The sequence below is a fragment of the Burkholderia sp. Se-20378 genome, assembly GCF_017104665.1.
Taxonomy (GTDB): Bacteria; Pseudomonadota; Gammaproteobacteria; order Burkholderiales; family Burkholderiaceae; genus Burkholderia; species Burkholderia lata.
On record NZ_JAAGPG010000041.1, the window covers coordinates 1 to 24,061 of the forward strand.

The 24,061-nt window shown below is 66.2% G+C and carries 20 protein-coding genes and 1 pseudogene; 9 read left to right on the top strand and 12 right to left on the bottom strand.

The annotated features are described in order from the left end of the window. The 6 genes from G3N93_RS07935 to G3N93_RS07960 all read right to left on the bottom strand — a co-directional run. Positions 1–2,006, bottom strand: a 2,006-nt coding sequence (locus G3N93_RS07935; RefSeq protein ID WP_206132733.1) for a YhaN family protein, incomplete at its 3' end; no start/stop codon positions are given. A 3-nt stretch (positions 2,007–2,009) separates the two neighbouring features. Beyond that, positions 2,010–3,260, bottom strand: coding sequence for a DNA repair exonuclease (locus G3N93_RS07940; RefSeq protein ID WP_206132734.1), 1,251 nt, complete (start codon positions 3,258–3,260; stop codon positions 2,010–2,012). A 65-nt stretch (positions 3,261–3,325) separates the two neighbouring features. Further along, entirely contained in the window at positions 3,326–3,868 is a 543-nt protein-coding gene (locus G3N93_RS07945; RefSeq protein ID WP_206132735.1) for a CbrC family protein, read from the bottom strand. 54 nt (positions 3,869–3,922) lie between these two features. Then, the gene (locus G3N93_RS07950; protein WP_206132736.1) at positions 3,923–4,519 is read right to left on the bottom strand and encodes a hypothetical protein; all 597 of its coding nucleotides are present in this window, start codon (positions 4,517–4,519) and stop codon (positions 3,923–3,925) included. Positions 4,520–4,680: 161 nt separating this feature from the next. Next, complete coding sequence (locus G3N93_RS07955; RefSeq protein ID WP_206132737.1) at positions 4,681–5,451, bottom strand: hypothetical protein; 771 nt, start codon at positions 5,449–5,451, stop codon at positions 4,681–4,683. Between the two features lie 273 nt (positions 5,452–5,724). Further along, positions 5,725–6,687: an HAD family hydrolase gene (locus G3N93_RS07960; protein WP_307873399.1), complete on the bottom strand. Its 963-nt coding sequence runs from the start codon at positions 6,685–6,687 to the stop codon at positions 5,725–5,727. A gap of 89 nt (positions 6,688–6,776) precedes the next feature. Here G3N93_RS07960 and G3N93_RS07965 point away from each other — a divergent pair, with 89 nt between their 5' ends. Then, positions 6,777–7,721, top strand: coding sequence for a LysR family transcriptional regulator (locus G3N93_RS07965; protein ID WP_174944210.1), 945 nt, complete (start codon positions 6,777–6,779; stop codon positions 7,719–7,721). Positions 7,722–8,125: 404 nt separating this feature from the next. Continuing rightward, positions 8,126–8,854 carry a phospholipid-binding protein MlaC gene (locus G3N93_RS07970; protein WP_206132753.1) on the top strand — a complete coding sequence of 243 codons (729 nt, stop codon included), beginning with the start codon at positions 8,126–8,128 and terminating at the stop codon, positions 8,852–8,854. Positions 8,855–9,064: 210 nt separating this feature from the next. On the opposite strand, the gene G3N93_RS07975 is transcribed toward G3N93_RS07970, so the two are convergent. Beyond that, a complete protein-coding gene (locus G3N93_RS07975; RefSeq protein WP_206132738.1) occupies positions 9,065–9,259 on the bottom strand; it encodes a hypothetical protein in 195 nt (64 codons plus the stop codon). Positions 9,260–9,758: 499 nt separating this feature from the next. Between G3N93_RS07975 and G3N93_RS07980 the strand changes: the two genes are divergently transcribed. Next, on the top strand, positions 9,759–11,492 hold the full coding sequence (locus tag G3N93_RS07980) for a protease pro-enzyme activation domain-containing protein (protein ID WP_206132739.1): 1,734 nt from the start codon (positions 9,759–9,761) through the stop codon (positions 11,490–11,492). 376 nt (positions 11,493–11,868) lie between these two features. Here the strand turns inward: G3N93_RS07980 and G3N93_RS07985 are convergent, their stop codons facing one another. The 5 genes from G3N93_RS07985 to G3N93_RS08005 form a co-directional block, all read right to left on the bottom strand. Further along, positions 11,869–12,165, bottom strand: a complete 297-nt coding sequence (locus tag G3N93_RS07985) for a hypothetical protein (RefSeq protein WP_206132740.1) — start codon at positions 12,163–12,165, stop codon at positions 11,869–11,871. Positions 12,166–12,200: 35 nt separating this feature from the next. Next, positions 12,201–12,743 carry a hypothetical protein gene (locus G3N93_RS07990; protein ID WP_174928880.1) on the bottom strand — a complete coding sequence of 181 codons (543 nt, stop codon included), beginning with the start codon at positions 12,741–12,743 and terminating at the stop codon, positions 12,201–12,203. A 300-nt stretch (positions 12,744–13,043) separates the two neighbouring features. Then, entirely contained in the window at positions 13,044–13,412 is a 369-nt protein-coding gene (locus G3N93_RS07995) for a hypothetical protein (RefSeq protein ID WP_206132741.1), read from the bottom strand. Positions 13,413–13,491: 79 nt separating this feature from the next. Then, a complete protein-coding gene (locus tag G3N93_RS08000) occupies positions 13,492–15,477 on the bottom strand; it encodes a gamma-glutamyltransferase family protein (protein ID WP_206132742.1) in 1,986 nt (661 codons plus the stop codon). 239 nt (positions 15,478–15,716) lie between these two features. Next, complete coding sequence (locus tag G3N93_RS08005; protein WP_206122377.1) at positions 15,717–16,673, bottom strand: LysR family transcriptional regulator; 957 nt, start codon at positions 16,671–16,673, stop codon at positions 15,717–15,719. A gap of 102 nt (positions 16,674–16,775) precedes the next feature. Between G3N93_RS08005 and G3N93_RS08010 the strand changes: the two genes are divergently transcribed. The 6 genes and pseudogenes from G3N93_RS08010 (at position 16,776) to G3N93_RS08035 (ending at position 23,923) form a co-directional block, all read left to right on the top strand. Further along, a complete protein-coding gene (locus tag G3N93_RS08010) occupies positions 16,776–17,900 on the top strand; it encodes an aryl-sulfate sulfotransferase (RefSeq protein WP_206132743.1) in 1,125 nt (374 codons plus the stop codon). Positions 17,901–17,958: 58 nt separating this feature from the next. Next, positions 17,959–19,314, top strand: coding sequence for a uracil-xanthine permease family protein (locus tag G3N93_RS08015; RefSeq protein WP_174944242.1), 1,356 nt, complete (start codon positions 17,959–17,961; stop codon positions 19,312–19,314). A 285-nt stretch (positions 19,315–19,599) separates the two neighbouring features. After that, positions 19,600–20,112, top strand: coding sequence for a DUF2165 family protein (locus G3N93_RS08020; RefSeq protein ID WP_206132744.1), 513 nt, complete (start codon positions 19,600–19,602; stop codon positions 20,110–20,112). Between the two features lie 80 nt (positions 20,113–20,192). Further along, positions 20,193–20,789 (top strand): annotated as a pseudogene (locus tag G3N93_RS08025) (site-specific integrase); the annotation flags it as partial. Positions 20,790–20,834: 45 nt separating this feature from the next. Further along, complete coding sequence (gene glmS / locus G3N93_RS08030) at positions 20,835–22,658, top strand: glutamine--fructose-6-phosphate transaminase (isomerizing) (protein WP_174935841.1); 1,824 nt, start codon at positions 20,835–20,837, stop codon at positions 22,656–22,658. Then, complete coding sequence (locus G3N93_RS08035) at positions 22,655–23,923, top strand: hypothetical protein (protein ID WP_206132745.1); 1,269 nt, start codon at positions 22,655–22,657, stop codon at positions 23,921–23,923. Before glmS ends, G3N93_RS08035 begins: the two co-directional genes overlap by 4 nt. Positions 23,924–24,061 lie beyond the last annotated feature (138 nt).

Consider the following 24,061-nt stretch of genomic DNA (forward strand, 5'->3'; position numbering starts at 1 on the left):
CCCGCCCGCGCGGCGCGCATCGTGTCGAATTCGCGGCGCTGCCGGTCGAGGTCGGCCTGCGCGGCGAACACTGCATCGCGCTTCGCGAGCCAGTCGCCCATCGCCGCCAGCGGCATGCCGGGCACCGCGGCCGTCGTCGCAAGCGCGGCCCATGCGTCGCGATGCGCGGCGAGCTCATGCTCGCGCTCGTCCAATGCGGCCCGCCTGCGCGTCACGCCGGCTCGTGCGGATTCGACCTGCTGACGCAGCGATTGCAACGTCGCCGCCGCCTGCGTCACGCCGAGCTGTGCATCGACGAGTTCGTCCGCAAGGCGAATCGCGTCGTCGACCGCAGGTGCGCCCGTTGCGAGATCGACCGCGCCGCTGCGGATATCGCCCCACGCGCCATCGCGCCGCGCACGCGCCGCCAGCACGTCGGCGGTCGTGACGACCTTGTGGTTCTCCGCGAAGTGCTTTTCCTGCAGTTCGAGCCGCTCGAGCTCCTCAAGTGCGCCATCCCGCGCGTCACGTGCCGCAGCGACCGCGCTCGCGCGTTCGCTGTCTTCCTTCAGCAGTGTGCCGAGCCGCGCCGCCGACGGCACATCGAGTGCGCGCAGCGCGTCGACCGGCATGCGCCACTGGCCGAGCGCATCGAGTGCGCCGGACAGGATGCGTTCGGCGGCGGCGATTTCATGTTCGAGTGCCTGCTCGCGCTGGCCACTGTTGCGAAAGCCCTGCGCATCGGCCAGCGCCGCACGCAGCGCCTCCGGCACATCGACGGTCGACAGGCGCGCCTGCTGTTCCTGCACCTGCGCAAGCTCGCGCGTGCGTTCATCGAGCGACTCGCGTGCGCCGGCAAGCGCCTGGTGCAGCGCACCGTGTTCGCGCAACAGATTGGCAACGGTCTTCAGCGACAACGCGGTCGGCAGCGACGCGCGCAGCGACGCTTCGTCCGTCGGCCAGTCGAGCTGGGCGGCCGCAGCGAATGCAGCGGACAGGTGCCGCTCGACATCCGCGCCGAGCAGCAGCAGATCCTGCGCGTGATTCATGCATGCGCCGCGCAGCCGATCGAGCGCTTCGATGTCGGCTTCGAGCGCGAGCGTGTCGGCATCGGCATCAATCGCATCGCGCGCCTGCCGTTTCGCGAGCAGGTCGGCACGCCGTTCCTCGAGCACCTTCTGTTCGGCCGCGAGATCGCCCTGCGCCTTCAGCAGATCCGCATACGCGGTGGGCGGCAATTCGACGACCGCGCCCAGTTCCGCCAGTGCCGCATCCTTGATCGTCAGTTCCTTCAGGTAGGGCGCGAGCCGTCGCACGCGTTCGAGCTTCGAGCGCAGCGCTTCGAGCCGGCGCTGCTCCGCGCGTGCCTCTTCGATCTGCTGTTCGACCGCTTCGCGCGCATCCTTGCGTTCGACCCAGTCGCGCGTGCGCACCTGAACCGTCTTCAGTTCGGTCACGGCTTCGTTGAACGACGCTTCGGCGAGTGCAAACGCGCTGCCGGTGCGGCGCGGCGCCCAGAGCTCGACCGAACGCGCATCGAGCTCCTCACGCACCGGCCCGAGACTGCCGACACCGGCGGCCGATTCGAACAGCACCTGGCCAAGCTTGTCGGAGGCGTCGAGAATGCTCCGGCCGCCGTCGACCAGACGCCCGTGATCGAGCCCGAACATCTGTTCGAAGAATTCGCGCGTGGCGCCGTCGAGGACGGCGGCCAGATAGTCGTCGGGCAACTTGTCGTCGGCGGGCGTGCGCAGCGGACTGCGCCCGCGCGCGCGGTGGAACGCGAGTTCGCCCGCACCGCTTTCCAGCACGCCGCCGATCCGCAGTTCGGGTGTGCTGTGCAGGAAATCGAGCGGTGTCTGCAACTTCATTCCGAACAGCAGTTCCGACACGGCCGTGCGAACCGTCGACTTGCCGGCCTCGTTCGGCCCCACGATCACATGGAAATCCTCGCCGGCCGACGGGAAACGCAGCGTCTCGTCGGTAAACTTGCCGTACTTGATCAGATCGAGCTGGTTGATCCGCATCGCTTACTCCCCCCTCGCCAGCCGCGCAAGCAACGCGGGCCCGACCTGCTCGACGAGTGCCGTGAGCTCGCCTGCACGTGCCATCGTCAACAACGGCACCTCTTCCTTCACGTCGCTGCGCACCTTGCCGACGAACGGCTTCAGGTCGCGTTCGAGCAGTTCGAGGAAATCCGGATCGCGCGCGGCGTCGGCCAGGATCTGCTTCAGGTCCTCAAGCGCCTCGAGCTGCTCGCTTTCGCCCGGCTGATGATCGGCCGCGGACGTCGCGAGCCGGACCTTCTCGAGCCACAGCCGCTCGTTGCCGATGATGCCGATCTGGTTCAGCACCTCCGCGCGCAACTGCGGCGCGCGGCCGAAAAAGAGGCCATGCGCGGGCGTTCGCCCCGTGACCGTCACGCGCACCGCGCGCGGCACATGGCCGTCGACGGTCAGCAGCGTTTCCAGCGACTGACCGATCTTTCTGGACAGGTCGGCAACGGTGAAGCAGTCGGACGCGTCGACCGACACGGCTTCCCAGCGCAGCACGTCGAGATACAGGCGCTCAACCTGCGTGCGACCTTGCTCGACCGTCACGAGCACCGCGCCGCGACGGCCCGTCTCGCGGATATGGCGCCCCTGCAGGTTGCCGGGAAACACCACCGTGGACGACCCCGACCATTGCTGGAATTCGTGCACGTGGCCGAGCGCCCAGTAGTCGTAGCCTTTCGCGTGCAGTTCGGCCAGCGTGCATGGCGCATAGTTCGCGTGCGCCGCATAGCCTTCGAGTGCCGTGTGCAGCACGCCGATGTTGTAGTAACCGGGCACCGGGTCCGGATAGCCGATCGCGAGATTGTCGACGACGGCCTTGTCCTTGAAGCTCTGCCCGTGCAGCGCGACGTCGAATTCCGGCAGCTTGTAGGTTTCCGCCTTGCGGTGGCCGAACACGGTGACGTTGTCGGGCAGCGTCAGCTTCTTCGTCATCTCGCTTTCGGCGTCGTGGTTGCCGCCGAGGACGAACGCGCGAATGCCGGCCTTGCGCAGGCGCCCCATCTGCTGGCCGAAGAAGATGCCCGTGTTGTGGTCCTTCCAGTCGCCGTCGTACAGGTCGCCGGCAATCACGAGGAACGCGACTTCCTCTTCGATCGCACGATCCACGAGTTGCCGCAGCGCCTCGCGCGACGCGTTGCGCAACTGCGCGGCCGGCGCGTCGGGATAGGCGCTCAGGCCGTGCAACGGGCTGTCAAGGTGTATGTCTGCCGCGTGGATGAACTTCACGAAGATTCCTCTGTTTCATGACGATGGGGGCTTGGGATCGCCGGGCGATGCCGCCAGCCACGCCATCAGTCGCAATCCTGGTAGCCGCCGAGTTCGCCGCAATGGATACAGCGAAACATATACGCTGTCGGCGAGCCGTCCTTGTCGAGCGCGGCGAAGAAGCGCTCCCACTCGGCGCCCTCGTCGAGTCCGGTCGACTCCCGAATCGACGCAACGGCTTGCGGGCCGAGCGTGGTCAGTTCGCCGGCGCCCGCACGGCCGATGAACTGGCCGCCATCGCCGCAATGCGTCCACCATCGCTCCTGCTGCCAGCCCTGAAAGCCTGGCGTGCGACAGGCGATTTCGTCGACGACCGCGTCGGGCACTTCGTCCCATTCGCCGCCGCCGATGCCGTACGTGTCGGTAAAGACTGCATCGAACCGCGCGTGCGCCGAGCCGTCCGCGATGCACCACGGGCAGATGCATTGCTCATACTCGTCGACCGCATACACGGGGCCGGCGTACACATAACCGCGCGTGCCGCCGCAACATACGCAGCGCGCGTCCGAGCGGATCACGCTGCCCGTTGCCAGCGGGTCGGGATGGTACCTGAAAGCGGGTAACGACATGAGGCTCTCCGTCGATCCGGAACGTGGGGAAGCACGCGATGCGCATTCGAACGGCTATTGTGCCGCAGCCCGGCCGCGTGACTGCGGAACCTCGGCCTCGACGAATGTTCCGTTCACGAAACGATAGACGCGACGCGTTGCACCGCCGTGCGCAAGATATTCCCACCGGATGTCGAAGCCGACCGGGTCGTCGCGCCACGCGATCGCCAGGTAGGGGGATTGCGCTCCATCATCGGTGTCGAGCGACACGGAGTCGACGCAGCTTTGAACCGGCAGCGAGAAACGCGGCACCGCACGGGCGCCGTGCAGTTCCAGCACGTACAGCACCCCTTCTTCGCCCGCGCCGCAATATCCGGTCGGGCGGCTGTTCGACGAGCGATTGACGACGACCAGCAGATAGTCTTTACCGTCGATCCGCTTCGTATGGTCCGACGGGAACGCGACGCTCGATGCATCGCGCAATGCGCGGCGGAGCGCGGCTGGCACGATCAGTGCCGATTTCCTGTGGCGGGCTGTATCGACCTCGACCACCCCCGGGCGCACCCATTCAATTGCGTGACCGTTGGCGAGCCGCACCGATTCGGGTGCCGGCGTTTCGGCGAAAGCAACGGCCGCATTCGAGGCCAGCAGCACCAGCGCCGCGAGCTTCAACGCAACCGATTTCGTCGGGTTGATCCGTGTCCGCATGAATCGCGCAGGATTGTCGTGAAGTTCATCGCATGCGCCGGCATGCCGTTCGGGCAGACCCGATCCAGGATCGCCCCGCGCGCGTCGTTCGTCACGGCGCACGCGGCAGATCCACAAAGGTGTCGTCACTCGCCACGGGGCACTGGCGGCGGTGCATAGCCGTTGTCATTGCCGGGGAACGGATTCGCGTTGCGGCGCAGCGCTTCCTCCTCGTTCTCCTTCTGCGCGAACACCGCGACGCCGATCACGCCGACGTTCGCGGCATCGCCATACTTCGAATTCGCGACATAGCTGTCGGGCACTGCCGCGAAGCGGAACGCGGCGACTTCGTCGCGGCTCTTGCGGAAGCCCTCGATCGTCAGCGTGCGCCCCGGATACAGCACGTAACCGCCGTTCGTATAGCTGCCCGGCCGGCCCGACAGCACGTCGAGCCCGTCGACGCTCGACACGACCTCGAACGTGCGACGCCCCTGGTTGCGCAACACGATCACGTAGCGCGAACCTTCGACGCCTGCCATGTGCCAGCGGCCATCGCTGCGCGCCAGGCGCAACGGCGCACCCTTTTCGTCCGTGAACGACAGCGCGATGTCGCCGTTGGCGAGCGCGACGCGCGTCGGCAACCGGCGAACCTGGGGCGCGGGCGGATGTCCGGGCAACGCATCGTTGTAGTAGACCGACGCGAGATCCGTCGGCTTCGCCGGATCCGCGCGTTCGAAATCGACCTGGCGGGTTTCGGATCGCACCGACTCGCCCCACGCAGTGCCGAGCCCGCGGCGTTCGCTGGCGTCCGGTGCAGCGGCGGACGCGCTGGTGCTGGCCGGCGGCGGGGGCAGCGTTGAGCAGGCGGCCAGCCAGAGCGCGCAGGCGAGCGCGAGAAGACGGAACAGGATGGTCATGACGTGAGGCCTCGGAATGTTATCGGGCCGCACCGGACTGGCCGGAACGGCGTTTTGGTGTCGTCTGTCGTCACGATGTCGATCGGACATGCTGGCCCGTATCGACCGGCGCCGCGATTGCGGCGGCCCGGCAACCGGGAGCCCCGCTATTTAAGCATGGCGGGCGGGCAATGGGCAGGGGGCGCGTACGCCGCCCACTGCGGGCCCGTGCCGATGACACCGCTCAGCGCAGCCGCGACGGGCCCAGCCAGCAGCACGAACCGGTACGCCATGTCAGCTCAACCTGAGATCGAATTCCGTCGTCAACGTCGCGATCAATCCGTCGATATCGTTCCGGCTGTCATCGTGCAGGATCGCGTGCATGCCCAACTGTCTCGGGACAATCAGGTTTTCAGACGTGTTATCGATAAAAATGGCTTCTTCCGGCTTCACGTCGAGACAGCCCAATGCATATTCGAATACGGCAGCCCCTTCCTTGCCGGATCCTCTTTCCGCGGACACGACAATCGGATCGAACAGATCGTCGAGCCGCTGAGCCTTCCGCAGACAATCGATGCGGTCCTTCTTGTTGTCCGTGATGATTCCCAGCGCATAAAACGGTTCCAGGCGTCGAGCGAGGTCAAACATTCCGGCGTTCGCCGGCGTACTCAAAAATGCCGCTTCAAGCCAGCCGAAATCGAGTTCATGCCGAGCCGATTCACAGACGGCTCGCCATATCGCCTTGTGCGTCGTCTTTCCAAGCAACAGGTCTGCGTTATGGCGAGCAAAAGCGTTCCGCAGAATGTCGTACTCAACGCCGGACTGTTCGCTCAGGTATCTGATTGTCGTGACCGATCCGGTTCTATCCGTCGTCAGCACCCCATCGTAGTCGAAGAAGATCGCCTTTATCACGCTATTCCCTTGAATCGCATTTGAAGCATCAGGTACTGACGCGGACCATCGCTCCCGCAGCCTCGACAAAATCCGGTTGGCCGAAAGGCGCCAGGTAGCCGCACGTATCGTGTCGATCGTCATCTTCGCGACGATGACGTTTCCGACAGTAGAACCTTGAAAATCACGTTTATGCGCGCCCGGCGAGCTGCTCTCGTTAGCGCGCCGAAGCGGATTATCGAGAGCCGGCCATCCACGCTGCAAGGGGCTTGTCGCGAAAGCACCCGTCTCAGCGCAACCGTTGAAGAGAGTCCGTACAATAGCGCGGCGGGAAAATCCCCATCCCCCATCATCCTCGGTCCTCACGCTTGTTAGCGACACATTAACGCTCTTCGACAGATCTTTTCTGGTTTCATCCGATACCCACATTCTGCCGAATCAACGATAAAGGAAACGTGGACATACTGCAGAGCATGAAGGCATTCGTACGCGTCGCCGAAGAGGGCAGCTTCACCGGCGCGGCGTCACGCATGAACACGACGACTTCATATGTGTCGCGCGCAATCAGCGCGCTGGAAACGCACTTGCGCGCGCGTCTCTTCAATCGTTCGACGCGTCGTATCGCACTGACGGAAGCCGGCGAGCGCTACATGCGGCGTTGCGAGCAAATATTTGCATCGATCGACGAAGCCGAGGCAGAGGCGGCAGATGCGCAAGCGCGGCCGTCAGGTCGGCTGCGCGTTCACAGCCCGACGAGCTTCGGGCAGTCGTACGTCGTGCCGGCCGTCGTCGCGTTCCGGAAGCAGCATCCGGCGGTGTCGGTCGACCTGACGCTGTCCCAGAAGGTGCCGGACATGCTCGAAGAAGGCTACGACGTGTCGCTGCAACTGACCGCAACGACACTGCCCGATTCGGGTCTGATCTCGCAGCAGCTCGGCGTACTGCGCAGCGTGCTTTGCGCGTCGCCGTCGTATCTTGCGCGACACGGCCTGCCGCGCAGCGTTGACGACCTCGACGGACACCAGTGCGTGCCGATCGTGTCGTCGTTGTTTCCGCACGATCTCTGGCATTTCGACGGGCCGCACGGGGACGAGCTGTTTCGTCTGCCGCCGGCGTCGTTCCTGGTCAACGGCGCCGACGCGCTCGCGACAGCATTGCGCGAAGAAGCGGGTATCGGCGCGGTTCCGATGCCGACCGCATTGCCGGCGATGCGCAGTGGCGCCCTTGTGCGTGTGCTGCCCGACCATACTTTGCAGCCGCTGACTGCACACGTCCTGTACCCGTCTCGACAATACCTCGATGCGAAAATCAAGACCTTCATCGAAGCGCTGCATGCGCTGATTCCGCGGGCGCTGGAAGCGGACCGAGCCGCACTCGCGACACTGAGCGGAAACGGATGAGCGCGCTCGTGTTCTCGCCGGCGCCATGTTCCGTACTTCGAAATGTGGTCCGCATCCGGGACGCGCGCGACTATTGACGCCTCGCACATCGCTGCGCAAGGTGAAACGATGTGTTGCCGCTCGCCTATCTCGACGCGATGCGCCTATCGGTGCATGCTGCACCTTATAGCGCGACACGCTTTGGCGACGACCGCCCTATTCCCCGGCGCAAGTGAAACACATGGAACGCAGCACGGCGTCGTTTCGGGCAAGAAACCGCGTGACATCACGTACACGGCCGTCATGTCCCGTCTTTGCCACAGTTCATTGCGTGCCGCCTCGTTCCTGTATTGACGGCAGATAACTTCATTGAAGCGGGCTGCCGCACCAATGCACCCCTGTCGCAGCACACTTTCGATGCAAAGATGCGAAACCAATCCCGAAAACTCTTCGTCTGCTGTTCGCTCGTGTTGGGCTCGATTGCCTGCCCGGCAATCTGTAGCGCGAGCGACAGCGGCAACCATGTGCGTATCGAGGATCAAACCGATCCGAGCGTATTGATTCAAACCGCGACCGAGGAAGTGCAGGACGAATTGCGCAAACGAGCGATCGATCCCGCGGATACATCACGCATCATGGATATCGCCAACCGCGACATCCTTCCGTACACGGATATTCGCCGCACCACGCGCCTGGCAACGGGACGCCACTGGCGCGAGGCCACGCCCGCGCAGCAGGACGAACTCACCGCACAATTCCAGCGTCTTCTGATTCACACGTATTCAGGCGCACTAGGCTTGCTCACGCCTGATCAGAAATTTCAGTATCCCGGCACACATGGTGATGCCAATCGCGCCGATACCGTCGTCCGCACGGTCGCGATCTATAACGGGCAACCGGTCGAGATCGACTATCGCCTTTATCGAACAGCGAACGGCTGGCGCGTTTACGACCTCAATCTGCTCGGCGTGTGGCTTGTGCAGATTTATCGCCAGCAATTCAGCGATGAAATCGGCAAGCATGGCATCGACGGCCTGATCGCATTACTCGCCGCACGCAATGCAGACATGGCCAATCACGGCGCCAACGTCAAAGCAAATGCGGAAACTCACACGGGACTGGTCACGGAACCAGGTTCCGCGATGCGCCGATAGTCACGGCGGCTCTGCGCATCGAGCGTCGGGGCGGACGTTGGATGGGTGCGAGTGATACCACGTCTCCTCGGCAGGATCAGGCATGTTCGACCCCGGGATGTGCGTGGCGGACGCTGCGTAGCAGCGTGCCTTTATCCGATAGAAGCCGCTGCGTATTGGCCGGGACTTGATCTGACAGGTCATCTGGCCAACCGAAATGAATCCGGTTCTTCATGCTATTCGGCCGAGCTTTCGTTGCAGCTTGCGAATACGCTCGAGTGCATCGACCTGCTCGCGGGCCGGGGTTGCTGCTTCATCAGCCTTGACCGTTGACCGGCCCGCGCCTTCGTACGGTTTGCGCCGCTGGAGCAGTCGATACGAATGCTGGATACCGCGACGAACCACGGTGTTGCCCGCCAATTTCATAGAGCATCGCCTCTAAGATCCCAACCTAACGCTTGTATGGAAAGCCGCCTGCAAGACAACACCGTGTGCTGTCCCACAGTTCGGCACAATCGGTAATCGCATCGGCCATTTTCCCGGCTGCACGATGCATTGCATCACCCGCCCGCAGGCGCCGCGCCCCGCCTGACCACATAGTGCGACGCAGCATCGTGATCGCGTGCACGACTTGCAACATCGATGGGCGTCACGTTCGCAGCGGTGACGCACGATTTGCTGTCGAAACAGATCCGCCTGCTGTCCCAACCGCTTCCGTGCGGCGGTCCGCCGCATTTTTGCGGCTCGAATCCACTTCGTCGCCTCGTGTTTCACCCAGTCAAACCGGTCGCATCACTGCCGAAACTGACAGCTGTGGAACCTGACAGCTACCTGCAGCGTATTGGCTGCCTATTCTCGGATCCGTTCCTGGCCCCACAAGGGTCATGAGCACCCACCAAGTCGTCTTTCCTCAAAAGGACCCCCGATGAATAGGAACGCCTGGTACACCCTTCCCCTTCCGTCACCCCGCCGTCTCGCCTGCGCGTGGCCGCTCGTGCTCGCAGCCGGCGCGGCCCATGCTGCGACCGACTGGGTCGACACGCACACGAAGGCCTTTCTGACCGGCTCGCAGCTGATGGCGCATAGTGCGGCACCCTCGCTGGAACTGGCTGCGGGCCAGACGACCGACGTTGTCGTCAGCCTGAAGCTACGCAACGCCGCGCAACTCAAACAGCTTGCCGGCGACGTCAATCGACCCGGCAGCGCGCATTACCATCAATTCCTCACGCATGAGCGATTCCTCGCCGACTACGCGCCGACCGACGCGCAAGTCAGGTCGGTCGTCGACTATCTGCGCAAGAGCGGCTTCGTGAACATCGAGGTCGCGCCAAACCGCCTGCTCGTGTCCGCACACGGCACGGCCGCCACGATCAAGACCGCATTCAATACGTCGCTCGTGCACTTCGAGTATGCGGGCCGTTCGGGTTTCGCGAATGCATCCACCGCGCAGGTGCCGCGCGCGCTCGGCGACGTCGTCGGCTCGGTGCTGGGGCTGCAGAACGTCGCAAGGGCGCGGCCGTTGCTGCGCATCGGCGAAGTCTCGAAGCCAACGCCGTTCGCGTCGGGCACGGCGACCGGCCACAACCCGACGGAATTCCCGGGCTTGTACAACGCAACCGGCGTGCCGACCGCAGCCGGCGTGACGGTCGGCATCATCACGCAGGGTGGCGTGTCGCAGACGCAGCAGGATCTGCGGACATTCACCTCCGCGCACGGTTACGCCACCGTGACGACGCAAGCCGTACAGACCAACGGAGCGGGCGGCGACTATAGCGACGACCGCGACGGCCAGGGCGAATGGGATCTGGACAGCCAGTCGATCGTTGGCGCGGCGGGCGGCCAGGTCGGCAAGCTCGTGTTCTACATGGCGGACCTCAACGCGAGCGGCAACACGGGCCTCACGCAGGCGTTCAACCGCGCGGTATCGGACAACGCGGCGAAAGTGATCAACGTGTCGCTCGGCTGGTGCGAAACCGATGCGAATGCCGACGGTACGCTCGACGCCGAGGAACAGATCTTCACGACCGCCGCGGCACAAGGCCAGACGTTCTCGGTCTCATCCGGCGACGAAGGCGTGTACGAGTGCAACAACCGCGGCTATCCGGACGGCGCGAACTATTCGGTATCCTGGCCGGCTTCGTCTCCGCACGTGATGGCGATCGGCGGCACGACGCTCTACACGACGTCCGCCGGCGCGTTCTCGAACGAGACGGTGTGGAACGATGGACTCGACGGCAACGGCAAGCTGTGGTCGACGGGCGGCGGCGTCAGCACGATCCTGCCGGCCCCGGCGTGGCAGCCAGGCAGCAATCGCCGGCTGCCGGACGTGTCGTTCGATGCGTCGTCACGGACGGGCGCGCTGATCTACAACTATGGCCAGCTTCAGCAGATCGGCGGCACGAGCCTTGCAGCACCGCTGTTCACGGGCTTCTGGGCACGCATTCTCGCGGCGAACGGCACGAATGTCGGCTTCCCGGCCGGCAACCTCTATCGCGCGATTCCGTCGAACCCGTCACTGATCCGCTTCGACGTGGTGTCGGGCAACAACGGCTACCAGGGGTATGGCTATAACGCCGGAACGGGCTGGGATTTCCCGACCGGTTTTGGCAGCCTGAATATCGCAAACCTGAACCAGCTGATCAGGTCCGGCCGCTTCTAGGCATTGCCTGCAGGCTGGTGCACGGCAGAGGTTCTGCCGTGCACCGGCTTTTGTGCCTCTCCCGGCGAAACGGCCATTTCGCCGGCAATATAGCCACTCCCGTGTTTCCTGGGTCAACTCCGGATCCAGAAAGACAGCGCGCACGCCAGCGTGGTCGCGACACGGTCAGCCGAGTCGACCACCAGGCTGATGGCCGTGACGCCCTGGGCGGTCAATGTCTGCGCGGCTTCGTACAGTTCTTTTTTTGGCGGCGCCGGGTGATGACTACGTTGGTATGCCCTCGGCGACGAACAGCACGGCTGCCGCGTGGCCGTGACCCTTGCCGCCGCCGGTGACGACAGCGTCTCTCCCGGTCACTAGCGGCTTCCCTGTTGGCTCACGCGAAAGCGTTAATACCGGTCAATTCGGCCGACAGATTCCACAGGCGTGCGGCCTGCGCGGGATCGACAGCGTAGTCGCGCACGCCGGTTTCGGTCGGCGTGGGCGTGTTATCGCGCATGGCCACGTCACAGTTCTCGCAATACAGGTCACCCTTGCCTTCGAGCAGTGGCGATGTGGCAACCCACACCGTCCGTGCCGATGCGATACCGATGCCGCGTACCCGGATGAACCGATTTCGAGCATGGGATGAACGGCGCGCCGCGCACGCCAATAAAAAAAGCCCGGCCCGCATCGAAGCGGGCCGGGCTGTATCGGGAAGCGTGACGCTTACAGCGCGCCGCCTTGCGCCGACGCCGAACCCTTCACGCCGACCGATGCGCCACCCTGCACCGAGTTCGTTGCGCCTTCGAGCGCCTCACCGGCCTTCGCCTTCGCGCCGCCGGCGACGTCGCCTGCCGTCGACACCGCGCCTTGCGCGTGGCTCTTCGCCGTGCCGGCGACGTGCTTCACGTGCGATTTCGTCGAGTGGACGGCCGATGCGGCGGCGTCCTTCGCGGTGCCCGCTGCCGAACCAACCGCATGCGTCGCACCGCCCACCGCGTTGCCGGCTGCCGAACCCACGCCGCCGACCGTCTTGCCGACGCCGTTCAGTGCGCCGCCAACGGCATTGCCCGCGCCCGAACCCGAGCCTGCTGCATTCGCGCCGCCGCCAGCCTGCACGCCCACGCCGCCACCGAGCAGCGGCGTCTGAACCTGCGCGCCGACACCTGCGGAACCCTGGGCACCGGTCTGGGCCGTCTGTGCGAACGCAGCCGAAGTCGCCATCGCCGTCAGTGCAGCACCCACCAGAATCGTACGAATCTTGTTCATGGTCATTCTCCCCAAAGACGTTGTTGCTGCGGGCCGCCTTCGTGCGGCTTGTCGCATGCCTTGCCGCGACGTGCGGCAGGTGGAGCTAATGTAGCGGCGCGGACGAGCAAAACGATTGATTTGCAGGGACTGTTACTTCCGTTGCAAATGCTGACGATTGCCTCACATAGTTTGACAATCAGGGGCTTGCGGCGGGATTGATGAGTGGCCTGGGCGAACCCGGAGGCGCACCGCGCGGAGCATTCCGCGACAGCGACGCGGCCGATCGCGACGGATCGGCAAACCAGGCAAGCGAGACGGCTAGCAGGGAAACCGGCCGCTTCTATAAGCATTCCAAAGAACGTGTGTCGGCCAGCCGTCGGTACGGCCCGACGACCGACTCCTCGCGATGAGTTCGATATCGTCGGATACGCAAGCCGCCACACCGGCGCTCCCCGATGCGCTGAACGCGAGCTTGAATGCCTTTTCCCTTAGCGCGTTTACGGCCGGCCGGTCGACCGCTGCTCCCGGATCGCCGTCGACGTCGTCGAACGACGCCATCCATTGCGTATCGAACGGCTCGGCATCACGACTATCCAGCGCGCTGTCGCAATCCAGGTCGCCGAGGAAATCGAAAAAGCCCGGCGCCGACAGGATGGCGTCCATTTCAAGCAGATGCGCGTTCGTCATTGCGACTCCTTCACGATGTGCAGCCCCGACTGCCCGTCGGTGAATCCGGGCAGATCGGGGCCCCGCGCGTACCGCCCGGTTACGGCCGGAACGTATCGCCGAGCACGACGCCTTCACGCCGCGGATCGGTGCCGCCCTGCAACGCGGGCGACTGGCCGACCGTCACGCGCATCACCGTGTTGACGCCGCTCGCCTGCGCGGACGTCGACACCTTGTGCCCGAGCGCGAGCAGCCCCGTGATCAGTGGATCGTTCGCCCCGCTGTTCGCCGTGTTGACGTTCGGATGCTCGCCGCCGATCGTGGTCGTCGGGCTGTTGCTCGCGCCGAAGTCGACGAGCCCCGCGGACTGCTGCGCGTCGAGCCCCCAGTCGAGCGCGCCGACGAGCGTCTTGACCACGTATTGCGGAATCGTGCCGCCGCCCGGCGAACCGGTCGCCATCACGAAATCGCCGCGCGAGCCGTCCGCGGCCTGCCCGAACACGATCGTCGGCGCCATCGAGCTGCGCGGCCGCTTGCCCGGCTGCAGTCGGTTGGCCACCGGATTGCCCGCGCTGTCGACCGGGTTCGCGGAAAAATCGGTCAACTGGTTGTTCAGCAGGAAGCCGTTGGTCATGTGGAACGAGCCCATGCTCGACTCGACCGTCGTCGTCGCGCTCAGCACGTTGCCGTCGCCGTCGACGATCGTGAACTGGTTCGTGCCGTGCTCGATCAGCGTCGTGTCGACGCCGAGCGGCACCGCGCCGAGATTGCCCGGCTGTGCGGTGCCCATGCTCTTGGTCGGATCGATCAGCGCCGCGCGCGATTTCAGGTACGGCTTGTTCAGCAGCGTATTCCACGTGCCGCCCGGCAGCGGCACGAAATCCGTATCGGCCACGTACTTGTCGCGGTCGGCATACGCGAGCCGCTCGGCCTCGGTGACGAGGTGCACGCCCGCGACGGTCGGCTTGCCGCCTTCGAGATCGATCGCCGTCAGCTTCAGCGACTTCAGGTCGTAATTCTCGAGAATGCCGAGCGCCGACGCGACCGCGATGCCGCCCGACGACGGCGGCGGCATCCCGCATACCCAGTAGCTACGATAGGTCGTGCACACGGGCTCGCGGCGCTTCGCCTGGTACGCGGCCAGGTCGGCTACGGTCGTCTTGCCCGGCGTGAGCGTCGAGCCGTCCGCGCCCTTCGTCGTGGCGATCTTCGCGACGATGTCCTGCGCGATCTGCCCCGTGTACAGCGCGTTCGCACCCGACTGCGCCATCAGCGTCAGCGTGCGCGCATACGCCGGATTCTTCAGCACGGTGCCGAGCGTCTTCGGCGAACCGTCCGCGTTCAGGAAATACGCTGCAGCCTCGGGGTCGCGCTTCAGGTTCGCGGCATTCGATGCGATCGCGTCGGCGAGCCGGCCACCGATCGGGAAGCCGTTGGTCGCGAGCGTGATCGCATCGCCGAACAGGTTCTGCCACGGCAGCCGGCCGTGATCCTGCTGCAGCGCCTCGATGAGCCTCGGCACACCGATCGTGCCGATCGAGCGGCCGCTCGCCCGTGCGTTCGGCAGCGGTGCGGACTGGTCGGTCGCGTCGTCGACGTAGCGCAGGTAGTTCTCCGTCGCGGCGGCTGGCGCGGTTTCCCGGCCGTCGTACGCCTGCAGCGTCTTGCCGCGCGCATCGTAGTAAAGCAGCACGCCGCCCGAGCCCAGGCCCGTCGCTTCGGGCACGGTCAGGCCGAGCACGGCCTGCACCGCAACCGCCGCGTCCGCGGCCGTGCCGCCTTTCTTCAGCACCGCGCAGCCGGCCGCGCTCGCATACGCGTTCGACGTGGCCACCAGATAGGTCTTCGCATAGACCGGCTTCATTCCGGTGCGATAGCCCGACGACGCTTCCGGCAACGACGGGTCGCCCGGCTGGTTCGAGCCCACCACGACGGTTGCGCCGCTGTTGTCGACCGCGAGGCAACTCGCATCGGTGGAAGGTGTCGGCGTGCGGCCCGCTTCGTTCTCGACGTCGCCGCCGCATGCCGTCAACAGGGCGGCCGCGAGCAACGCGGACGCATACGGAAAAATCGCTGTTCTGTTCATTGTCTGCCGATGTTCTTGTAGGTCGTTGCGATGGACATCACGCTGCCTGCGACCCCCTCGGTGCGCCGGCAACGCGTTCGATAGTCCCATGAACAAAATTTTTTCCGCAATAAGGGAATGACGTAATGCGACCGGACGTTGCGTACGCAACGTCACCGATCTCGCCTGCGGGTTCGCGTGTTGCACTGCATCGCAGTGCGATGCGCTTGCGCGGCCGATGGCATGACGTCGCGGCGTCCTTATTTTGCTGCCCGGCGGCGCTTGCCGGTTGCCCGGCCGTCGGGCGCGAAGCCGCTTTCCATGGCTTCGATCGTCTCGGAGAAGAACGCGAGGAACATCGTCATCGCGACGGTCGCGCTCATGTCCGCCCGTTGGTAGATGCAGCTGAACGAGCGCGCGCCCGCATCGGCAAGCGGCGTCCACGCGAGCCGGCCGGCGGCCACGTCCTCCGCGACGTTCTCGGCAATCAGGAAGCCGACGCCCGCGCCTTCGGCAGCGAGGCGCCGCACCATCGGCACCGAACCCGTCTCGACCAGCGGCCGCACGTTGCGCGGCTGTCGCGCATCGATCTGGTCGAACATCGCGCGCAGTTCCGTGTCGGGTGTCATCAGAATCAGCGGATGCGCGAAGCAGTCGCGCATCCGCACCTTGCCGCCGGACGCCGCAAGCGGATGGCCCGGTGCCGTGACGACGCCCAGCGGCTGAGCGAACGCGCGCACCTCGACGACGCCCGCCGACGTGCGCCGGCGCAGCGCATAGCCGATGTCGGCCTCGCCTGTCTCGACCCAGCGCACGATGCTCTCGCCGTTTCCCGAGCGCACGCTGTACGTGACGCCCGGGTAGCGCTGCATCGCAGCGAGGATCGCGTCGGGTACGAGCTTTTCCGCGGTGGATGCGGGCACCGCGAGGTTCACGTGCCCGCGGCGCAGCGCGCGCAGGTCCTCGACCTGCGTGAGTGCATTGTCGAAATCGCGCTGGCCGCGCCGCACGGCCGCGATCACGATCTCGCCGGCCAGCGTCAACTGCATGCCGCGCGGCAACCGGTCGAACAGCGGCACGCCCACCTGTTCCTCGAGATTGCGGATCTGCTGGTGCACCGCCGCCGCGGTCAGGTGCAGCGCGTCGGCCGCCTTGCGGATCGAGCCGCGTCTCGCGACTTCGTCGAAACAGCGGAATGTCTGCGATATCGAACGCATGAGGGGTCCGTTAGATTTTTCCGAACAGGGCGTCAAGAATAATCCGATTTTACTGACCGTCCGAATCGTCTAGATTCCGCTGCATCCCCGTGTCCGATTCGAATGGAGACCGCAGTGACAACCGTCGACCAGATTACCCAGCGCCGCCGTGGCGTCGGCCTCATCGCCCACGATCCCGCCCTGTCCGCGGGCGGCTATACGCTCATCGCGCCGCAGACGGCAGACGGCAACGTCTATCTCGTCGGCATCGACGGCGAAGTCGCCCATCAGTGGAAAATGCCCGTGCGCCCCGGCCGCCATGCGGTCATCCTCGCGAACGGCAACCTCGGCTACAACGGCAATCATCCGCAATCCGAATCACGCTATGCGCCGTGGTCGATGTGGCATGGCGGCGACTTCTACGAAGTCACGCCGCAAGGCGAAACCGTGTGGCGCTATGAGGATCCCGCGCACCATCACGATGCGCAGTGGCTGCCGAACGGCAACCTGCTCTACGCCGCGTGCGAGCCGGTCGACGCTGCGTTCGCGCGACGCGTGCCGGGCGGCACGCCGCACGGCGACGACGAGGTGATGTACGCGGACGTGATCCGCGAAGTCGACCGGGCCGGGCAGATCGTCTGGGAATGGCATGCGCGCGACCATCTGCGGCCGGAGGATTTCCCGATCGCGGCCGGCTTCGGACGCTATCACTGGCCGCTCGTCAACGGCCTCGCGGTCGATGCGAACGGGCGCGTGCTGATGAGCCTGCGCACGACGTCGGGCATCATCGGCGTGAATCGCGAAACCGGCCGCGTCGACCTGCGGATCGGGCCCGACGTCGTGTCGCACCAGCATGCGCCGGTGCCGCTCGCGAACGGCAACATCCTCGCGTTCGACAACGGCAACTTCCGCCACGGCGCGCACGTCGTGTTCTCGCGCGTCGTCGAGATCGATCCGGCGACACAGCGCGTCGTGTGGGCGTACGCGGACGACGTCGTGAACCTGTTCTACACGCCGTTCATGGGCAACGCGCAGCGCTTGCCGAACGGCAACACGCACGTCACCGAATCGTCGACGGGCCGGCTGTTCGAAGTAACGCCCGCCGGCGAGGTCGTCTGGGAATACGTGATTCCGTGGTTCGCCGAATACCCGGACGAAGCCGCGCGCAAGACCGGCCCCGGGCAGCTCAACAGCGTGTTCCAGACGTTCCGCTACAGCGCCGCGCAACTGCCCTGGCTGCGGGACTGACCTTCCGTTCATCGCCGGCTTCCGGCGCTCGTCGCCGTTCGCTTCGAAGGGGCCTGCCGTGTCGCACGATCCGATCTCAACGCCCGTCGACGCGCGGCTGCCCGCATGGCAGCTCGTGCTGTTCGGGCTGCAGCACGTGTTGTCGATGGCCGCGTCCCCGATCACGGCCGTGTTCCTGATCGCAAAAGTGCTTGCGCTGCCGGCGGAGCTGACGGTCCAGCTGATCGGCGCGACGTTCTTCGCGTGCGGGATCGGCACGCTGCTCCAGTCACTCGGCGCCGGGCCGATCGGTGCACGCATGCCGTTCGTGATGGTGCCCGGCGGCGCACCGACGATGCTGTTCGCCGGCATCGCCGCGCAATCGGGCCTGCCGACGGCAGCCGGCGCGGCGCTGCTCGCCAGCGCGTTCTACTGGGTGCTGCTGCCCGTCTTCACGCGCTGCCTGCGGCTCTTTCCGCGCATCGTCGTCGGTGCGATGCTGCTGCTCGTGTCGGTCAACCTGATCCGGATCTACGCGACGATCGTCGTCGGCCAACCCGGTTCGGCCGATTTCGCTCAGCCGCGCGCGCTCGGTCTCGCGCTGGCGACGATCGTCGCCACCGTCGTCGTGGCCGGTGCGTTCCGCGGCACGCTCGGGCGGCTCGCGGTGCTGATCGGCCTGATGGCCGGCGCGACGCTCGGCTGGGCGCTCGATGCGATGCCGGCGCTCGCCGACGTGTGGCGCGGCCCGCTGTTCACCCATCCGGTATGGCTGCCGTTCGGAATGCCGCGCTTCGACGTGCTGGCCGCGCTGCCGCTGCTGATCTTCACCGCGATCTCGATGGCCGAGGCCACCGCGCAGACAGTGGCCGTCGGCGAAACGTGCGGCAAGCCGATCTCGCTGCCACGCGACGTGCCGAAGACGATACGCGGCGATGCGCTGGCGTCGCTGGCCGGCGCGCTGTTCGGCACGCCGTTGATCGTGACCAGCGCCGAGAATATCGGTGTCGTGCAGACGACCGGCGTGCGCTCGCGCTACGTGACGGCTGCCGCCGGCGCGATCCTGATCGTCATCGCGCTGTTCGCGCCGCTCGCGCGGCTCGCGTATGCAATTCCGGCCGCCGTGGTCGGCGGCACCGCGCTGGTCGTGTTCGCGATGATCGGCGTCATGGGCATCCGGCTGCTCGCCAGCGTCGACCTGCACGCTCGCGCCAACCAGTACACGCTCGCGGCCGCGCTCGTCGTCGGCCTTGCACCGATCCTGGTGCCGAACCTGTATCGCCATTTCGGTGCGCCGGTGCAGATCGTGCTCGGCAACGGCATGGCGGCCGGCACGCTCGCGGCCATCGCGACGCAACTGGCGTTCGCTGCATTGGCGCGGGTCAGCGGACAGGTGGGCACGGTAGCGGCAACTGCGCCTTCGCGCGACGCATAACGGCGACGGCCGGCAGCACGACACGCGCGCAGGCCCCGCTTGACGACACCAGCGGTTCGACCGACAATCGCCGCTCCCTCCTGGCGCGGGCACTCGATCCAGCCGGCGCGTGCGTCTCCTCGACGCCGCCCCGGCTTCAGGTTTTCCAGTCCCGATCTCCGCGCCGCCGTGCCACGCACGCAAACCGCCGGCCCCGCCGGACACGCTCACGCAGGTATCGCCCCGAACGCCGGCTGATCGCCGCGCGGTCGCGCTTTCGCCTGCCCATTCATTTCGGAGTCCATTATGATGGTTCGTCTTTCCAAGGCAGCCATGGTGCTTGCCATGGCTTTCTTCGCATCGCTCGTCGCGTTCGGCAACATCACCGACTACGCGACCAATTTCGCGTTCGTGCATCACGTGTTCCTGATGGACACGACGTTCCCCGGCAACGGGATCATGTATCGCGCGATCGGCACGACGTGGGTTCATCACGTCGGCTATATCGGCATCATCTCGATGGAAACGCTGACGGCCGTGCTGTGCTGGCTCGGCGGAATCCGTCTGCTGCGCGCGCGACGCACCGGCGATACGGCATTCCGCGCGGCCAAGGCGTATGCGATCGCCGGCCTGACGCTCGGCTTCCTCACATGGCAGGTCGCCTTCATGTCGGTCGGCGGCGAGTGGTTCGGCATGTGGATGTCGAAGCAATGGAACGGCGTGCCGGACGCGTTCCGCTTCTTCATCACGCTGCTGCTCGTGCTCGTCTACCTGACGATGAACAACGACGGCATCGACGACACGCGCACCGCGCACTGACGCGTCGCTTGCATCGGGCGGGCGACCGGAAGGACATCGGGACGATTGCCGGCGTCACCGCGTCCGGCTATAAATCGTGCATGGACACGAATCGCTGGATTCACGACCCCGTTGGCGCCTTCCGCGCGTGGCAGGAAACCGCCGCGACCGGCGCCGATCGCCGGCCGTTCGCGCCGCGATCGGTCGTGCAGCACGTCGCGATGTTCGAACGGTTCCTGCGTTACCTGATCGCACAGCGCGTGTCGCTCGCCACGTTCGGGCCCGACCACGTCGCAGCCTTCCTGGCGGAACTCGAGCGCACCTGCGCGCCCGGCACGTCGACCCGTGTGCGCTACGCGAAGCTGATCGACCGGCTGGGCCGGCATCTGGTCGAAGCCGGCGTGCGTACGATCCATCCGGCCGGACGGACGACGCGCGATCTCGCATGGCCCGACGGCGAGCCCGAGCCGTGCTATCTGCCGCCCGATGCCGACGCGGCGCTGCAGCGCCATGTGCAGCCACGAGCGGGCGACACGCCGGCCGACTGCAGGAATCGCGCAATCGTCGCGCTGCTGCTTGCGAGCGGCATCACGTCGGCCGAGATACGCGCGACGACCTGCGACGCGCCCGATCTCGACGCGCGGCCGCGCACGGGACCGCCTCGTGCCTCGCTGCGCCGCTCCCGACACCGGACTGCCGTGCTTGGCCGGCAGGGCGGCAACCTTTTGTTGACGAGGTGAATCATGTGCGGAATCGTCGGAGCAAGCGGCCTGAACAATCAGGTGCCGCAACTGGTCAATGCGCTGAGCCGGCTCGAGTATCGCGGCTACGATTCGTGCGGCATTGCCGTGCAGGACGACGGCCGCCTGCGCAGCGAACGCACGTTGCGGCGCGTGACCGACCTGCAGGCCCGCGTGCTGACGCTGGGCCTCGAAGCGCAGACCTGCATCGCGCATACGCGCTGGGCAACTCACGGCGCACCGTCGGAAATGAATGCGCATCCGATCATGTCCGGCGACACGATCGCGGTCGTGCACAACGGCATCATCGAGAACCACGACGCGCTGCGCGTGGAGTTGCGGGAGCGCGGCTATGCGTTTCGCGGCCAGACCGACACCGAGGTGATCGCGCACCTGATCCACAGCCTCTATCGCGACGACCTGTTCGATGCGGTCGTGCGCGCCGTCAAGCGGCTGCACGGCGCGTACGCGATCGCGGTGCTGAGTGCGAAAGAGCCGCAGCGCCTCGTCGCCGCGCGCGCCGGCTCCCCGCTCGTGATCGGCATCGGCGCCGAACAGAACTACCTCGCGTCGGACTGCGCGGCGCTCGGCGACCTGACCGACCGCTTCGTCTACCTGGAAGACGGCGACGTCGCGCTGATCACGCCGGACCGCATCGCCGTGGTCGACTCGGGCGGCCACGAAGCCCAGCGCCCGCTGTGCCACGTGAAGGCGCGCGAAGGCGACGCCGCGCTCGGCCCGTACCAGCACTTCATGCAGAAGGAGATCTTCGAGCAACCGAAGGCGATCGACAGCACGCTCGACGGCATCGACACGATCTCGCCGGCGCTGTTCGACGCGACCGACGGCACGCGCGCGCTGCTGTCGAAAGTGAGGAGCGTGCTGCTGCTCGGCTGCGGCACCAGCTACTACGCGGGGCTGACCGCGAAGTACTGGCTGGAGGCCATCGCGGGCGTGCCCGCCCAGGTCGAGATCGCCAGCGAATTCCGCTACCGCGATACGGTGGCCGATCCGCGCACGCTCGTCGTCGGCATTTCGCAATCGGGCGAGACGGCCGACACGATCGGCGCGATCGAGCGGGCGCGCGACATGGGCCAGGAACTGTCGATGGCGATCTGCAACGTGGCCACCAGCACGATCGCGCGCAACGCGCCGCTGCGATTCCTGACGCGGGCCGGCATCGAACTCGGCGTCGCGTCGACCAAGGCGTTCACGACGCAGCTCGTCGCGCTGTTCGTGCTGACGCTGACGCTCGCGCAGCTGCGCGGCCGGCTCGACGCGAAGCAGGTCGCGCTGCACCTGAAACAGCTGCATGCACTGCCGGAGCGCATCGGCCACGCGCTTGCGCTTGAAACGCAGATCATGGGTTGGGCCGCGAAGTTCGCGCGCACCGAGAACGCGTTGTTCCTCGGGCGCGGCATTCACTTCCCGATCGCGATGGAAGGTGCGCTGAAGCTCAAGGAGGTGTCATACATCCATGCGGAAGGCTATGCGGCCGGCGAACTGAAGCATGGCCCGCTCGCGCTCGTCACGAGCGCGATGCCGGTCGTCACGATCGCGCCGGACGACCGCCTGTTCCAGAAACTGAAATCCAACATGGCCGAAGTGCGTGCGCGCGGCGGGCGGCTCTACGTGCTGGCCGGCGACCAGCTCGGGATCGACGCCGACCGCGACACGCACCTGATCCGCGTGCGCGAATCGGGCGATGTGCTGTCGCCGATCGTCAACGTGATTCCGCTGCAGCTGCTCGCGTATCACGTCGGCTGCGCACGCGGCGCCGACGTCGACAAGCCGCGCAACCTCGCGAAATCGGTGACCGTCGAATGATGCGACGAACACGCCCGGCGCGGGCGGTCGCGCGGTGCGTCGCGGCGGCGCTGTGCGGCGCCACATGCGGCGTCGTCACAGCGCTGCCGGCCTTCGCCGCTACGCCGGCCGTGCATACGGTCACCGTGCAGGACGCCCCGCCGCCCCACCCGAGCGTCGATCCTCGCAGCTTCATGCACGGCATCGGCGTGGCCGACGCCGGCAACGGCAAACGCTGGGTGTTCTTCAGCAGCTCGGGGATCGTGCCGCGCGGCGCGATGCGCAACGGCAACTGGCCGCACGACGTGTACGTCGGCGAATGGCTGCCCGGCAAGCCGCACCTGCTGCACGTCCGTACGTTCATCAGCCGCCCCGAGGCGCAGGAGCCCGTGTCGATCGCGCAGAACGCGCGCGGCGACATCTTCGTCACGTTCGAGGACGGCTGGAACGCGCCGCAGGAAGTCAGCCAGCGCTACGGCGTCTATCGCCGCGACCTGAAGCCGATCAAGCCCTACCCGAACGACGTCGAATCGGGCGGCCACTCGGGGCATGTCGCCACGGCGGCCGACCGCTTCGTCGTGTTCTATTCCACCGACTGGATCGACGGCGGCGGCGTCGACAACCTCGGCACCGGCAACGGCGTGTACGTGAAAACCTACGATGCGGCCGGGCGCGTGCTGAACCACGTCGCTGTCGTGCCGCACCGCCGCGAGTGGTGGCCCGTCGTCGCGGGTTCGCCGCACACAGCGCTGCTCGTGTGGCAGAAATACATCGAAGGCAGCACGAACGCGACGCTCGAATACGCGATGTTCGACCCGGTCACCGCGAAGCTGGACAAGCTGGGGACGCTGAACGACGCGGTCCAGTACTACGTGTACGCGTCGGCTTACGTGCCGGAGATCGACCGCTTCATCGTCGTCACGACGACGGCGGACGATCGCGGCGTCGCGATGCTGATCGCGCCGGACGGCCGCCGCACGGCGACGCTCGACTGCCTGCCGGCGTCGGTGCGCGAATCCGGCATCGCGGTGTCCGGCACGCATGCGTACGTGCCGATCCGCGACGGGCGGCTGCTGACGCTGGCGCTCGGGCCGGCGGACATTTCCGTGAGCGGTGTGCAGCGTTCGCCGATTCCGTGGGGCTCGACGGGGATCGCCGGGTTCCCGACGCGCGGCACCGCGATGCATTTCGTATCGCTGACGCCGTCGGGCACGCGCGAAGCCGATTTCGAACCGGCCCAGGAAACGCCGATGCCGAAAAGCGACGTGCCTTGTTCGAGTCATTGAAGGCGACGTGGTAACGGGCGGGATCGCCGTAAATGCGGTGGGGCTGCATGCTATCGCTCCGGCCTGACCGTCGCCTCGCTCTCCCGTCGCTCCGTCGCTCCGTCTCTTCGGTCTCTTCGGTCTCTTCGGTCTCTTCGG

What these genes read in the sequence shown, in the direction of transcription:
- G3N93_RS07985 (WP_206132740.1), bottom strand. Translation starts at nt 12,165, where the DNA reads ATGCGGGCCGGGCTTTTTTTATTGGCGTGCGCGGCGCGCCGTTCATCC.
- G3N93_RS07980 (WP_206132739.1), top strand. Translation starts at nt 9,759, where the DNA reads ATGAATAGGAACGCCTGGTACACCCTTCCCCTTCCGTCACCCCGCCGT.
- G3N93_RS07970 (WP_206132753.1), top strand. Translation starts at nt 8,126, where the DNA reads ATGCGAAACCAATCCCGAAAACTCTTCGTCTGCTGTTCGCTCGTGTTG.
- G3N93_RS08000 (WP_206132742.1), bottom strand. Translation starts at nt 15,477, where the DNA reads ATGAACAGAACAGCGATTTTTCCGTATGCGTCCGCGTTGCTCGCGGCC.
- glmS (WP_174935841.1), top strand. Translation starts at nt 20,835, where the DNA reads ATGTGCGGAATCGTCGGAGCAAGCGGCCTGAACAATCAGGTGCCGCAA.
- G3N93_RS07995 (WP_206132741.1), bottom strand. Translation starts at nt 13,412, where the DNA reads ATGACGAACGCGCATCTGCTTGAAATGGACGCCATCCTGTCGGCGCCG.
- G3N93_RS08005 (WP_206122377.1), bottom strand. Translation starts at nt 16,673, where the DNA reads ATGCGTTCGATATCGCAGACATTCCGCTGTTTCGACGAAGTCGCGAGA.
- G3N93_RS08010 (WP_206132743.1), top strand. Translation starts at nt 16,776, where the DNA reads ATGGAGACCGCAGTGACAACCGTCGACCAGATTACCCAGCGCCGCCGT.
- G3N93_RS07955 (WP_206132737.1), bottom strand. Translation starts at nt 5,451, where the DNA reads ATGACCATCCTGTTCCGTCTTCTCGCGCTCGCCTGCGCGCTCTGGCTG.
- G3N93_RS08020 (WP_206132744.1), top strand. Translation starts at nt 19,600, where the DNA reads ATGATGGTTCGTCTTTCCAAGGCAGCCATGGTGCTTGCCATGGCTTTC.
- G3N93_RS07975 (WP_206132738.1), bottom strand. Translation starts at nt 9,259, where the DNA reads ATGAAATTGGCGGGCAACACCGTGGTTCGTCGCGGTATCCAGCATTCG.
- G3N93_RS07990 (WP_174928880.1), bottom strand. Translation starts at nt 12,743, where the DNA reads ATGAACAAGATTCGTACGATTCTGGTGGGTGCTGCACTGACGGCGATG.
- G3N93_RS07945 (WP_206132735.1), bottom strand. Translation starts at nt 3,868, where the DNA reads ATGTCGTTACCCGCTTTCAGGTACCATCCCGACCCGCTGGCAACGGGC.
- G3N93_RS08035 (WP_206132745.1), top strand. Translation starts at nt 22,655, where the DNA reads ATGATGCGACGAACACGCCCGGCGCGGGCGGTCGCGCGGTGCGTCGCG.